This is a genomic window from Oceanicaulis sp., from assembly GCF_965284345.1.
Taxonomy (GTDB): domain Bacteria; phylum Pseudomonadota; class Alphaproteobacteria; order Caulobacterales; family Maricaulaceae; genus Oceanicaulis; species Oceanicaulis alexandrii_A.
On the sequence record NZ_OZ260073.1, the window covers coordinates 1563000 to 1574891 of the forward strand.

An 11892-nucleotide genomic window follows, 5' to 3' on the forward strand; every position below is an offset into this window, starting at 1 on the left:
GAGCCCAGAGGTAAAGGGTCAGCCTGGGCTGGCCTCAATGTGTTCAGGCGTCGTCAGCGGGTCGCGCCAGGCCATCTCGATAAAGGCGCCGGCGCCGGGAGACCCCTCGCCGGCGAGCCCTTGAGAAATAAAGCCCAGTCTGACGTAAAGCGCTCGCGCCGGGTTGAGCGGATTGACCTGTAAGGTCAGCGGCATGCGTTGCTGCGAAGCGGCCCCGCAGAGGCCGCGAATGACGATCTCACCAACCCTGCGACCGCGATAGGCGGGCAGGACATTAATGTCGAGTAGACGGATTTCGTGATCGCGAAAGTCGGCGTAAACACGCCCGACCGGTTCGTCGCACCATTCGATCACGGCGTATTTGGCCAATGTGAAGGCGTTGAAATAGGCGTCATGTTGCGCGCCGTATTGCTGCTTGTAGACGGTTGCGAGCAAATGGTCGTCCACCTGCCCGCGCAGCATTTCAAACTCCCACGCCCGGCCGGCATCATGCACCTGGCGTAAAAAGGCTTCGTCTCGCGCTTGGGCCGGGCGCAAGTGAATGTCGAGCGGATTGACATCCGGACGTGTGGTTTGGGGCGCAGACATGGAAATCCTGTTCAATTCAGAGCGTTGGGATTGCGCCATGCTCAGGCGCAATCCTCGCACTTCACCGACTTACCCGAAGACGATCTGAAACATCGGCTCTTCACTGGGGCCGACCCGATGGATCAGCAGGTCGTGCGATCCGATCGCGTCATGGCTCAGCGCATAGGCGCTCATTGGATAGAAGTCTTCCGGCCCGCTGAATTCCAGCGTGAACGGCGTCGGCAAGGACGGTGTCGGCGCCGTGCCTTCGGTGACAGTTTTGAGCGTCAGGCTGCGGCCTTCCATGTCGAAGGTTTCGCCCACAAGCGGCTTGAAAGCATCGGCAGTCAGTTTCTCGATCGTGGTCATATCAGGTCTCTCTTGATTAGCTGCGCGAGGGATAAAGGCCATACATGCAGATCTGGAAGTTCACCCCCTGATAGGGCGAACGGACATAGAGCGCGTTTCCAACGCCGGTCGTCTCGGTGTTGCCGGTGATTGAAATCTGCTGGGCGGGGATGGGAACGCCTCCCATCGTTCCGGCGGGGGAGGACAAAGTTGTTGCGTAGATCCGGGAGCTTGATGACGTGACGCCCAGATATTTGCCGTCAGGCGACGTGCCAAAGGCAGGGTCGCTGGATACCGGCATCATGGTTGTATCGCCTGATGTCTGCCCGGTTGCTGTGAAGCCATGGGCATGAGGCGGTATATCCACTTGAGTCACATAGGTGTCTTCAATCCCTCCCCGTTGTCCCATGATTATTGGGCTCAGCGGCGGCTCCGTGCCGCGACTGACAGGCTCGCGGCCTCTCAGGTCCGGCAACCCGAAAGAGACTTGGCCATTACCGCCAAACTGTGTGCCGAGCAGCGAAAAGAGCGTGGTGTTTTGAGCGATGGCTAGCAGGCCGCCGCCGCAATAACCCCAGTCGCGTATGATGAAATTGCAGCCGAATGCCGAGATCATCGACATGAATGTATTCATGAAAGTCTCCCTTCACAGGAGTTCGCCAGACCGTCAGGCGCAAACGAACGCCGTCCACGATCCAAGCGGAACGGGTGAACGCGCATTAGCTGCGCGAGGGATAGATGCCGAACATGCAGATCTGGAAGTTCACGCCCTGGTACGGTGACCGCACATAGAGTTGTTGACCGAGTCCGGTATTGAACGTCGTGCCGGACACGGAAACAGGCTGGGCGGGGATCGAAATCGGACCCATCTCGCCAGCAGGCGAAGAGAGGGTGCTGGAATAAATCCGGGTGCTCGAGCTGGTCACGCCCAAATAGTTGCCGTCCGGGCTGGTGTCGAACGCCGGGTCAGCAGAGACAGGAAGTGAGGTCGTCGCGCCGTCCGTAGCGCCCGTTGCGTTGAAAGTGTGGCTGTGAGGCGGCAAATGCGCGGTGCCGATGCTTGTGTATTCGAGACCGGATTTCTGTCCGAGAATGACCGGGTTCAGGCCCGGGCCGACGCCGAAATTCACAGGGGCGCGTCCGCGCAGGTCAGGCAGGCCGAAGCTCACGCGCCCATCGCCGCCATAAAAGTTACTCAGAAGCGAAAACAACGCGTTATTCTGACTGATGGCGATGAGGCCGCCAGAACAAGCGCCCCAGTCCCGAATAATGAAATTGCACCCGAACGGGGTGATCATTGAAATATAGGCGTCCATACGTCCCTCCCTTTTCACCAGGGGAGGGTGACAGACAGCACCGAGATCGCAACCAAAAATTATCCTCTAGGGGGATTTTTCAGATCAAAATCCCCCTAGAGGTGATTGGGTTCGGATCTGTCCCGGCGTCAGGCTGCGGAATCAAGATCTGTGCGGAATTTACCCAGTTCCTGAGACAGATGCTCTGCCGCTGACCGCAAACCTTCCGCCGCTTCGTCAAATTGACCCGCCGCCTGGTTGGCGCGTTCAGCCGCGCCGGACACGGCGGTGACTTCGTCGCTGACCCGGCCCGTAGACTGGGCGGCGTCGGCCGCCAGACGGGCGATCTCGTCCGTCGCGCTGGCCTGCTGGCTGAAGGCGTCCCGGGCGCTGGAAGAGGCGTCGCGGATATCACCAATGGTTGAACCGATCTGGTTCAGTGCGCTGCTGGCGGATTCTGCAGCACTGCGCATGGCGTTGATTTTCTTGTGGATGTCTTCGGTGGCTTTGCCAGTCTGGTCAGCCAGTTCCTTCACTTCGCTGGCGACGACCGCAAAGCCTTTTCCAGCTTCGCCAGCGCGCGCGGCTTCGATGGTGGCGTTCAGGGCCAGCAGATTGGTCTGCTCGGCGATGTCGCTGACCAGCTTGGCGATGTCCTCGATCTCGCGTGCTGCGGTGTGAAGCTCCTGCATCGAGCCGTCCGCCCGTCCGGCTTCAGATTCGGCGCGGACAGAAATCTCATCGGACGTTTCAAGGGTGCGCGTCACTTCGGCGATGGACGCCGCCAGCTCCTGCGCGGCGGAGGCCACGGCCTCTACGTGTCCGCTGGTCTGGTGCGCCTGATCGGACGCGGAGCCGGCGCTGCTCGCTGTCGCGCCTGAATCGGTGCGCAATTGACCCGCCAGTTCACTCAACTCACCTGATGCGGTCTGCAGGCGATCGAGCACGTGGCCGACGGTCTGCTCAAAGCTATTGGCGATGTGAGAGATATTTTCGCGTGATTGTTCGCTTTGCGCCTGACGCTCCTTGTCAGCCTCAAACAACTGACGCGCCTGGATGTTGGCGGCTTCCGCCTCGGTGATGGCCTGATCGGCGTCCGTCAGCGCTTTAGACACGGCGTGGGCCAGCCAGATCAGAACCGCTGTCTCGCCGATCACAACGACGGCGTGAAAGAGAACGCGCAGCACGTCGCCGCCGCCCGGGAACAGGGCTGAGGGCAGGATGAAGTTCAGACCGAGGTGGTGTACGGCGGTGACGCCGGCGGCTGCGACCAGGGCGCGCCAGTCGCACAGCAAGGTGACCATCGCCAGCGCGGCGAAGAAGGTCATGTGCATGTCGATCTGCCAGGCCTGTCCGCCCATCAGATACGTTAACATGGCGGGGAGGCCCACCATGCCGGCCCCGACCACCATACGGCTGGACGTCTCGCGCGGGGCTGTCTTCCACACCAGGGCAGACATGCCTGCGATCAGTCCCAGCAGGACCGCGCCAAACAGCGCTTTGCCCATATCCGTGAACAGCGCTTTGCCCAGATAGACGGGAATGGCGGCGACCTGAATGAGGACGAGCACCATCATCGCTTTCGCTTGTAGAGCTTCAAGACGGGTCATTTAGAGAAGTCCCCCGGTTAACGATCCGCTGACGGAACACCCGCCCAGAATAATCGGATCCGCAATGATCCAGGCCCCGGCGGCGCGGAGCGCCTCTGGGCTGGACGTATCGGTGATGTTGACGATCAGGGCGCCCGGCGCTGCGCCGTACCGCACCAGCTCCGCGCCAGCGTCTGCGATGCGCAGCAGCTGTTCAGATCGGCTCAAGCGCGGGTCCAGAAACACCGCAGCCTGTCCCTGGTCAGGGGCGTCCATAATGGCGCCGGTCACCGGTACCGTGGTGATCAGCGCGACCATCAGGCCCAGACAGATTTGAGGCAGGCGCTTCGACATATAGACGCACTCGCTGAATTATTTCATTCAGGCATGCGCTAATTTAATTAACCCATCGTTGAAGACTGAGGCGATTCAACCCCAGGGGCCCCCATACTTCCCCTCCGACGATGAAGTGTTTGAATCTGCGTTGCTCCAGGGTCCGAAATCACCCCAAGGTCCGCTGGCGGAGTGTGGCGCTGCGCCGCCCATTCGGCGCAGGCGGGAGATGCGATTCGCCGTGGCCGGGTGGGTTGAGAACAGATTGTCAGCGCCCTGACCGTTCAAGGGGTTAATGATGAACATATGGGCAGTGGCCGGGTTGCGCTCAGCGGCCACATTCATCGTCTGACGCGCCCCGCGTTCGATCTTTTCTAGTGCTGAGGCCAGCCAGAGCGGATCACCGCAGATCTCCGCGCCGCCCTTGTCTGCGTCATATTCACGCGCGCGCGAAATGGCCATCTGCACCAGGCCAGCGGCCATGGGCGCCAGAATCGCCAAAGCCAGCGCGCCGATAAAGCCGCCGCGATCGCGTCCGCCGCCAAAGAACAGCGCGAAATTGGCCAGAAAGCCGATGGCGCCCGCCAGGGTCGCGGTGACGGTCATGGTCAGGGTGTCGCGATTGCGCACATGAGCCAGCTCATGCGCCATCACCCCCATCACCTCTTGCCGGTTCAGCGTTCTCAGAAGTCCCGTGGTGGCCGCGACCGCCGCGTTTTGCGGATCGCGTCCAGTGGCGAAAGCGTTGGGCTGGTCGCTCTCAATCACATAAATGCGGGGATAGGGCATGCCTGCGCGGTCCGCCAGGCCTACGGTATCGGATGCAAACTGGCGTAGGGCGGGATCGCGTTCATCAGGCGTGATCTCGCGCGCGCCATGCATCCGGAGCACCATCTTGTCCGCGTTCCAATAGGCGAACAGGTTCATGGCGCCGGCCAGGACCAGCGCGATCATTGCGCCGCCTGCTCCGCCGATCAGATACCCGACGCCCATGAACAAGGCGCTCAGCGCGGCGAGCAGAACGAAAGTGCGAAGCGTGTTAGCAGTCATTGATGGCGTCACCTGTCTTGGCGGAACGGCCCCCGCGACTTAGGTAATTGGGCGTAGACAAGAAGGACTGCAAGAGATGAGCGATGCAGAAGCGCCTGAAGACGAGGCCCCCCGCAAACCGCTAAGCGAAGCCGCCAAACGCGCCCTGGCCGAAGCCGAGGAGCGCCGCCGCGAGGCGGAAGCGGAAGCCGAACGCGCCAAAGAGCTGGGCGGTCCCAAGGGCCCTGAACCCACACGCTTTGGCGATTGGGAGAAAAAAGGCATCACCTACGATTTCTAAGGCGCCGATCTGGCCGCTTCATCGCTGCGCCCTGTGTGCTATATTGAAACAATGAGCTGTCTTCTCGCCCTCGCCCTGATCGTCACTGATCCTGCGCCCTTGCTGGGCGGACCCGAGGATGCGCGCGTTCATACCCGCATCGTTCAGGCGCATCGTGAAAGCGCTTACGCCTATCAGGCTACATCCTATGGGCGTCAGGCGCGCGCCGTGACTGCAACTGATCACGCCGGTGATCGCGTGAAAGCCGGTGATCCCATAAGGCTGGACGCGGGGTTCTTTCAGGGCCCGCTGACCGGCGGCGTCGAGCAAGCTGCGCCCCGGATCATCGTCGTACGCACCCATCACCGCCCTCACTGGACCGAGCGCCGCGCGTACTAGAGCGCCCTGAATGATCAGGAAAAACAACACCCTAAATGGATTGAGGCGCTTAGGTTGGGAAGCACTCTCGCTGGAACCGGTCAATGATGTCTGCTGATAGGTTGAGAAGCTCGTCGAGGACTTCAGATACTTGGCGTCCGGCGAAGGCTTTGACAGCATCGTCGAACGCTACATGCGGTAAGATTGTGTCCTGGTAATTGACCTCGTGTTCAATGGGAACCTTCGAGGCCAGCGTCGCGCCGTGATCGGCCCGCACGTCTCTCCCGGCGGGCATGGTTGCTTGCAGTTTTTGGAAATCCAGCACGAGGCTGGGTGTCATCACGACCGTGCACACGGGGATGATGAGCAGGTGTTTGTCTTGGATGTCGAGCTGATGGAGCCCCCGCAGCGCGTCGTTTCCGCCCCAGTAAGGTTTTATGCCTTCGATGAACCGTTTGATGTCAGGCTCCCGGCCAACATCGCGCCGATCCGCGATCTTCGAAAACTCCGACTCCTCGCTGCAAAAGGGAAAGCGAACTTCGCGAGTGGAGCGTCCCCGAATGCGGAATGCTTCGCAAAGCATGATGTCCAGTGCTGCGCGAAGGTTGTGGATGGCGTCGCCAATGAGCAGCGCCATTTCGACAGGAAGGTGTTGGCGGACGGTGAGAATGTGGTCGCAGGTTTTCCCATCGTCGTTAGGCTTTTTGACGACTTCGTATGGCTTGGATTTGATGAAGTCTCTTTCGAACGCGTCGAAGTCAGCGATGTGTTTTTTGGCGCGGTTTAATTTGGCAAGACAGCCGGAGAAGGGGTTGGGATCGCGCTCAGGTTCCGCAGGTAGCTCTTCAACCGTTTTCGCGTCAGGGTTAAGCGCTTTTGCTTTGCATGGCACTTTAATGGTGTTGGTATCGTCGTTGGCCTTTGGGTTTACATTTTGCCCGCCCATGAAGACCGAGTAGGTGCCATCGGGCTTTATGGAGATCGCAGCGCGTGTGTAGCCTAAGCCGATAAATTCGACCGGCGCGGTAAAGCCTAATAAAGGGCCAGACGCGGTAGGCGCAACAAACTCTAGGCGACCGTCGCTGTGGCCGTACATTGCAATGCGGTCGGTCTGATTGTCGGTGGTGATAACAGTCTGATGGCCGATAAGTTGGCGAGATGCGAACGGCCACGGTTCCGGGGCCGTCATCTCAAAAACTAACGTGTAGCCGGTTTCGGGAGTGAAGCTCACAGTGTCTAAACCTCAAGAAACTGACGAACAGCGCCGCGACCGGGCGCAAAAGCGGATGCTGAACACGCCGCCGACGCCGCATAAGCCGAAGGCAAACAAGAAAGAGGCGGACGACAAGCGCCCGCCTCAGTCCAGGGACTAGGCCGCGTTGCGGCGCTGGTTGCGATGCCACGCGTTTTTGAGCGCCTGGTCCTCAACAAGGATGTTGCGCCATGCCGCTTCAACGGCTTCCACAACGAGCACTTGATCGTTTGCGCTCAAAAGCATGTCCATGTACTGGCGCAATTGCTCGGCAGAGCCGGGGAACGCGACGTACCAGACCGTTTCGAGAAGGCGCGCCTTCTCTCCCGGCAGCTTCAACAGGTGCTCATCGATGTCCGCATGTGACGGGGCGTGCCCGTTCAGGTCGTAGCTCAGAATAAAGTTAGCCATGGTTTCTCCGTTCGGCTGTTAGGCAGTGAACGGGGTTGGCTTGACTAAGGGGAGCAATCAGGGCTTCTTGCCCCGTGGAAACCGCGCCAACTTCCTGCGGCCAACCCCTATAGTTGGGATGCAGGAGCGCGAACCAAAGGCCGCTAAGGGATCCGACTCCTTTAGCGGCCTTCTTGATTCGCGCGTCAGGGTTAAGCCGACACGGATTCTGGTTGTGAGTCTAGGGTGTCTTCTTCCAGCGGACGAAGCGCACGCCCTTAATGGGCGGCACCGTGGAATTGAGCAGTCCGTCGATAGGTCAGGCGCTTTCCTTCCGCGTTGGCAATGATTGCAACGCGCTGCTCTCCCCTTCCGCGACACCGTCGCTTTTCCGACTCAGATAATTTTCCTATACTGGCGATATGATCGGATTAATCGCCCTCACTACGAGCATGTATGCCTCAATGCACCTTCAGGGTGCAGGCCCGGTTGCGGGGCCTGTGACGGCGGAGGTCGTCGAGGTGATTGACGGCGATACGATTGCGGTCAGGGCGCATATCTGGCCGGGGCATTTTGTGGAGACGCGGGTGCGCCTTGAGGGCGTGGACACGCCCGAAACCCGGCGGCCTGACTGTGAAGCCGAACGCGTGGCGGGCCATGAGGCGACCGCCTTTACGCGCGCTTGGCTCGCCGCGCATCCTGACATTCGCTTGCACAATGTCCGTTTGGGCAGTTTCGCGGGCCGGGTGATTTCTGACCTGCGCGCGCCGGTAAATGCCGGTGCAGAGCCAGTGCGTTTGTCAGACGCCTTGCTTGCGGCGGATCTGGCAGTTCCCTATGGCGAAGACGGCCCCTGGTGCCGCTCGGCGCCTGTGAGCGGTCCGGGGCAATCGCGCCCGCGCTAGGCGCCTCTCTTGGTCCAGGCGCGTTCGTGAAAGGTGTAAGCGATTGTTTGGACTGCCGGTTCGATCAGACCAATCGCCAAAGATGCTTTCCAGTTTTGTGTCAACGCATAGGCCACGCTGATCGCCACGATCAGGTGCATCACGCCATAGGTGAGCGGTTTGAACGCCCGTATCGGCAGGTCAAAGGGCAAGGCGCTGCGGGGGATGGATTGCAGGATCTCGGTCATCACAGGCTTCCTTATGCGAATCATTCGCAAGAAGGAAGATAGGGCGTTGAGCCGCATTTGTCATATGAATGCTTCTGATCCATTAGATCGGAAAAATCTATGACTATCCCGGCGTGCTCTGCACGGACCCGTTCTCATTCAGCGCCAGCACCTGACCGGCGAGATAGAGCGAGCCGCAGATCACCACGCGCGCGCCAGGATAATCGCTGATGGCGTCGCGCACCGCTTCGGTGAGGTCAGACGCGGTCTGGGCGGGCAGACCCGCTTTGCGCGCAGCTTCGGTGACGGCGCCAGGGCTTTGCGCACCCTCGCGTCCGCCTTGAAAATCAATGGCGATGACGCGGGCGGCGAGGCCTTCAAAATACGCCAGAAAACCGGTCGCGTCCTTGTTTTTAGAGAAAGCGCAGATCAGCACCAGCGGACGCTCGCGCCCGGCTTCCATCTCCCCCAGGCTCGAAGCGAGAGATTCTGCGGCGGAGAGATTATGTCCGCCATCAAGCCAGAGCGCGCCTTCGCCCTCGGCGATGATGTCAGCCAACAGCCCGTCAGACAGGCGCTGCAGGCGCGCGGGCCAGCGCGCGGTTTCAAGCCCTGTGCTGACCGCTTCAGGGCTATAGCCGCAGGCGCGCGCGGTAGCGGCGGCGACGCCCGCATTGATGATCTGGTGCGACCCGGCAAGGCTGGGCGGGTTGAGGTCCCACAACTCGTCTTCGGCCTCAAACACCAGCCGCCCATGTTCGGTATAGGCGCGGAAATCCTGCTCCCAGATCGAGAGCGGCGCCTTGAGGCGCTCGGCGGCCCGGCGGATCGCAGCTTCAGCGTCTGGCGTTTGCGGCCCGACGATCACCGGTACGCCCTGTTTGATGATCCCGGCTTTCTCCGCGGCGATGTCTGAGATCACGTCGCCCAGAAAGTCCTGATGGTCGAGACTGACCGGGGTGATCACGGTGCATTGGGGTTTGGCCAGCACGTTCGTGGCGTCCACCCGCCCGCCAAGGCCGGTCTCAAGGATCAGGCGGTCGGCCGGGGTTTCGGAAAACAGCAGAAAGGCCGCCGCCGTGGTGATCTCGAAAAAAGTGATCTCGTGATCGCCATTGGCGGCCTCGCAGCGCGCGAACGCGTCTTCAAGCCGGGCGTCATCAACGATCTCACCCGCCAGCACGATCCGCTCGTTAAAGCGCACCAGATGCGGCGAGGTATAGACATGGCAGCGCTCGCCCGCGGCTTCCGAAATCGCTTTCAGAAACGCGGCGGTGGAGCCCTTGCCATTGGTGCCGGCGATATGGATGACCGGCGGCAGGCGATCTTGCGGACGACCGAGCGCGTCAAGCAGCCGTTCGATCCGGCCCAGCGACAGGTCGATCTTTTTGGGGTGCAAGCGCGAGAGGCGTTCCAGCGCCGCCTGAATGGTTTCAGCGGTGGACGGGTGCGAACTCACACGCGATCTCCTTGTGCTCCCCTGCTTGCGGGGGAGCTGTCAGCTTTGCTGACTGAGGGGGCGGATAACGTCTCCCCCTCCGTCCGCTGCTTCGCATCGGACACCTCCCCCGCAAGCAGGGGAGGACATATCACTCGGTGCGCGCGGGGGTATTGTCCGCCGCGGCGGGGCGTTTGAGCAAGGTCCGCATCAGATTGCCCAGCACGGTGCGCAACTCGTGACGATGAACCACCTTGTCCACCATGCCCTTGTCCAGCAGGTATTCAGCGCGCTGGAAGCCTTCGGGCAATTTCTCTCGAATGGTTTGTTCGATCACACGCGGTCCCGCAAAGCCGATCAGGGCGCCCGGTTCCGCGATCTGCACATCACCCAGCATGGCGTAAGACGCGGTGACGCCGCCCGTGGTCGGGTCAGTGAGGACCACGAGATAAGGCAGCTTGGCGTCTTTGAGCATTTGAACGCCCAGCGTGGTGCGCGGCATCTGCATCAGCGACAGCGCGCCTTCCTGCATGCGCGCGCCGCCTGCGGCGGTGAACACCACCAGCGGGGTGCGGCGCTCAACGGCGGTTTCGCAAGCCTTGAGGAAACCCTCGCCTGCGCCCATGCCCAGAGACCCGCCCATGAAGGAGAAGTCCTGAACCAGTACGGTGGTCTCGATGGATTTGATCGAGCCGACGCCGATCGCCATCGCATCCTCGCGCCCGGTCTTCTTGCGGGCGGCGGCCAGGCGGCTGGTATAGGGCTTGTCATCCTTGAACTTCAGCGGATCCTTGGCGACCTCGGGCAGGTCCACTTCGGTGTAGTCGCCGTCAAACGTGTATTTGAAACGCAGGGCCGGGCCGATGCGCATATGGTGACCGGCGGGCGTGACATGCTGGGCGGCTTCCAGATCCTTGTTAAAGACCATCTCGCCCGAAATCGGACACTTAACCCAGAGATTTTCAGGGGTGTCGCGTTTTTCGAACATCTTTTGGACGCCCGGCGGGGTCAGTTTCTGAAGCCAGCTCATATCGCGTCACACCTCTTCAAACACTCTGTATCGCATCAGGCCGAGCGCCCGTCCCGCTAGCGTGCGGTATGGGCGGCGTCCGCCAGGGATCCGGCGAGATGCAAGGCCTGGTCCACGCCGTTTTGCGCCAGTTCCTCGACAATCGCCGAACCGACGACGACCGCGTCCGCCACCTTGCCGATCTCGGCGGCGCGCTCAGGCGTCTTGACGCCAAAGCCCACAGCCACCGGCAAACCGGACGCCGCGCGCACCCGCGCCACAGCCGCCGAAATATCGCCGGTCGCGCCCGATCCAGCGCCGGTCACGCCCGTCGTGGATACGTAATAAACAAATCCGGAGGTGTGCGCGACCACTTGCGGCAGACGCTTGTCGTCGGTGGTGGGGGCGGCGAGGCGCACAAAGGACAGACCGTTGGTGTCCAGCGCGCCGCGAAACTCGGTGTCTTCCTCAGGCGGAATGTCTACGCAGATCACACCGTCCGCGCCTGATGCGGCGACGTCAGCAGCGAGTTGCGCATAGCCATACGAGAAAAACGGATTGGCGTAGCCCATCAAAACGACGGGCGTGTCGGCATGGGTTTCGCGGAAGCGTTTGACGATGGCGAGGACGCCGCGAAGTGTCATGCCGCCCTCGAGCGCGCGGATTGCGGCGCGCTGAATGGTCGGCCCGTCCGCCATGGGATCGGTGAAGGGCACGCCCAGCTCGATGACGTCCGCGCCTTTATCGGCGAGGCCCTGCATCATTTTCAACGTCGTGTCGGCATCCGGATCACCCGCCATGACATAGGCGACGAACCCGGCGCGATTTTGCGATTTCAGAGCGGCGAAAGTGGGGGCGAGGCGGGTCATGGTC

Annotated in this window: 16 protein-coding genes; 3 read left to right on the plus strand and 13 right to left on the minus strand. The window is 61.2% G+C overall.

All coding sequences use genetic code 11. The annotated features are described in order from the left end of the window. Positions 1–18: 18 nt before the first annotated feature. From ACQ66J_RS07800 to htpX, 7 genes are all read right to left on the minus strand, one after another. Entirely contained in the window at positions 19–588 is a 570-nt protein-coding gene (locus ACQ66J_RS07800) for a GNAT family N-acetyltransferase (protein ID WP_430431157.1), read from the minus strand. A 69-nt stretch (positions 589–657) separates the two neighbouring features. Beyond that, positions 658–936 carry a DUF6916 family protein gene (locus ACQ66J_RS07805; RefSeq protein WP_375547676.1) on the minus strand — a complete coding sequence of 93 codons (279 nt, stop codon included), beginning with the start codon at positions 934–936 and terminating at the stop codon, positions 658–660. A gap of 16 nt (positions 937–952) precedes the next feature. Then, entirely contained in the window at positions 953–1549 is a 597-nt protein-coding gene (locus ACQ66J_RS07810) for a phage tail protein (protein ID WP_430431158.1), read from the minus strand. A gap of 85 nt (positions 1550–1634) precedes the next feature. Continuing rightward, a complete protein-coding gene (locus tag ACQ66J_RS07815) occupies positions 1635–2231 on the minus strand; it encodes a phage tail protein (RefSeq protein ID WP_430431159.1) in 597 nt (198 codons plus the stop codon). A gap of 128 nt (positions 2232–2359) precedes the next feature. After that, positions 2360–3820 (minus strand): methyl-accepting chemotaxis protein, encoded by a 1461-nt coding sequence (locus tag ACQ66J_RS07820; protein ID WP_430431160.1) that lies wholly within the window; start codon positions 3818–3820, stop codon positions 2360–2362. Further along, the gene (locus ACQ66J_RS07825) at positions 3821–4153 is read right to left on the minus strand and encodes a hypothetical protein (RefSeq protein WP_430431161.1); all 333 of its coding nucleotides are present in this window, start codon (positions 4151–4153) and stop codon (positions 3821–3823) included. It abuts the gene before it with no gap. A gap of 75 nt (positions 4154–4228) precedes the next feature. Next, entirely contained in the window at positions 4229–5182 is a 954-nt protein-coding gene (gene htpX, locus ACQ66J_RS07830) for a zinc metalloprotease HtpX (protein WP_430431162.1), read from the minus strand. Between the two features lie 76 nt (positions 5183–5258). Between htpX and ACQ66J_RS07835 the strand changes: the two genes are divergently transcribed. Further along, positions 5259–5462 carry a DUF1674 domain-containing protein gene (locus ACQ66J_RS07835; protein ID WP_430431163.1) on the plus strand — a complete coding sequence of 68 codons (204 nt, stop codon included), beginning with the start codon at positions 5259–5261 and terminating at the stop codon, positions 5460–5462. 51 nt (positions 5463–5513) lie between these two features. Continuing rightward, positions 5514–5840, plus strand: coding sequence for a hypothetical protein (locus ACQ66J_RS07840; RefSeq protein WP_430431164.1), 327 nt, complete (start codon positions 5514–5516; stop codon positions 5838–5840). A 49-nt stretch (positions 5841–5889) separates the two neighbouring features. Here ACQ66J_RS07840 and ACQ66J_RS07845 read toward each other — a convergent pair whose 3' ends face one another. Beyond that, a complete protein-coding gene (locus ACQ66J_RS07845) occupies positions 5890–7050 on the minus strand; it encodes a hypothetical protein (RefSeq protein WP_430431165.1) in 1161 nt (386 codons plus the stop codon). 138 nt (positions 7051–7188) lie between these two features. Beyond that, positions 7189–7482 (minus strand): hypothetical protein, encoded by a 294-nt coding sequence (locus tag ACQ66J_RS07850; RefSeq protein ID WP_430431166.1) that lies wholly within the window; start codon positions 7480–7482, stop codon positions 7189–7191. Positions 7483–7925: 443 nt separating this feature from the next. Between ACQ66J_RS07850 and ACQ66J_RS07855 the strand changes: the two genes are divergently transcribed. Further along, a complete protein-coding gene (locus ACQ66J_RS07855) occupies positions 7926–8366 on the plus strand; it encodes a thermonuclease family protein (RefSeq protein ID WP_430431167.1) in 441 nt (146 codons plus the stop codon). Here ACQ66J_RS07855 and ACQ66J_RS07860 read toward each other — a convergent pair. The 4 genes from ACQ66J_RS07860 to trpA form a co-directional block, all read right to left on the minus strand. Then, positions 8363–8593 (minus strand): DUF2061 domain-containing protein, encoded by a 231-nt coding sequence (locus ACQ66J_RS07860; RefSeq protein ID WP_430431168.1) that lies wholly within the window; start codon positions 8591–8593, stop codon positions 8363–8365. The genes ACQ66J_RS07855 and ACQ66J_RS07860 overlap by 4 nt on opposite strands. A gap of 103 nt (positions 8594–8696) precedes the next feature. Continuing rightward, positions 8697–10031 (minus strand): bifunctional folylpolyglutamate synthase/dihydrofolate synthase, encoded by a 1335-nt coding sequence (locus ACQ66J_RS07865; RefSeq protein WP_430431170.1) that lies wholly within the window; start codon positions 10029–10031, stop codon positions 8697–8699. Between the two features lie 130 nt (positions 10032–10161). Then, complete coding sequence (locus tag ACQ66J_RS07870; RefSeq protein WP_160092984.1) at positions 10162–11040, minus strand: acetyl-CoA carboxylase carboxyltransferase subunit beta; 879 nt, start codon at positions 11038–11040, stop codon at positions 10162–10164. A gap of 56 nt (positions 11041–11096) precedes the next feature. Continuing rightward, complete coding sequence (gene trpA / locus ACQ66J_RS07875; protein ID WP_430431171.1) at positions 11097–11888, minus strand: tryptophan synthase subunit alpha; 792 nt, start codon at positions 11886–11888, stop codon at positions 11097–11099. Between the last annotated feature and the right edge of the window lie 4 nt (positions 11889–11892).

Excerpts from the sequence above, each read along its gene's own strand:
- ACQ66J_RS07800 (WP_430431157.1), bottom strand. The coding sequence starts at position 588 with ATGTCTGCGCCCCAAACCACACGTCCGGATGTCAATCCGCTCGACATT.
- ACQ66J_RS07805 (WP_375547676.1), bottom strand. The coding sequence starts at position 936 with ATGACCACGATCGAGAAACTGACTGCCGATGCTTTCAAGCCGCTTGTG.
- ACQ66J_RS07810 (WP_430431158.1), bottom strand. The coding sequence starts at position 1,549 with ATGAATACATTCATGTCGATGATCTCGGCATTCGGCTGCAATTTCATC.
- ACQ66J_RS07815 (WP_430431159.1), bottom strand. The coding sequence starts at position 2,231 with ATGGACGCCTATATTTCAATGATCACCCCGTTCGGGTGCAATTTCATT.
- ACQ66J_RS07820 (WP_430431160.1), bottom strand. The coding sequence starts at position 3,820 with ATGACCCGTCTTGAAGCTCTACAAGCGAAAGCGATGATGGTGCTCGTC.
- ACQ66J_RS07825 (WP_430431161.1), bottom strand. The coding sequence starts at position 4,153 with ATGTCGAAGCGCCTGCCTCAAATCTGTCTGGGCCTGATGGTCGCGCTG.
- htpX (WP_430431162.1), bottom strand. The coding sequence starts at position 5,182 with ATGACTGCTAACACGCTTCGCACTTTCGTTCTGCTCGCCGCGCTGAGC.
- ACQ66J_RS07835 (WP_430431163.1), top strand. The coding sequence starts at position 5,259 with ATGAGCGATGCAGAAGCGCCTGAAGACGAGGCCCCCCGCAAACCGCTA.
- ACQ66J_RS07840 (WP_430431164.1), top strand. The coding sequence starts at position 5,514 with ATGAGCTGTCTTCTCGCCCTCGCCCTGATCGTCACTGATCCTGCGCCC.
- ACQ66J_RS07850 (WP_430431166.1), bottom strand. The coding sequence starts at position 7,482 with ATGGCTAACTTTATTCTGAGCTACGACCTGAACGGGCACGCCCCGTCA.
- ACQ66J_RS07855 (WP_430431167.1), top strand. The coding sequence starts at position 7,926 with ATGCACCTTCAGGGTGCAGGCCCGGTTGCGGGGCCTGTGACGGCGGAG.
- ACQ66J_RS07860 (WP_430431168.1), bottom strand. The coding sequence starts at position 8,593 with ATGACCGAGATCCTGCAATCCATCCCCCGCAGCGCCTTGCCCTTTGAC.
- ACQ66J_RS07870 (WP_160092984.1), bottom strand. The coding sequence starts at position 11,040 with ATGAGCTGGCTTCAGAAACTGACCCCGCCGGGCGTCCAAAAGATGTTC.
- trpA (WP_430431171.1), bottom strand. The coding sequence starts at position 11,888 with ATGACCCGCCTCGCCCCCACTTTCGCCGCTCTGAAATCGCAAAATCGC.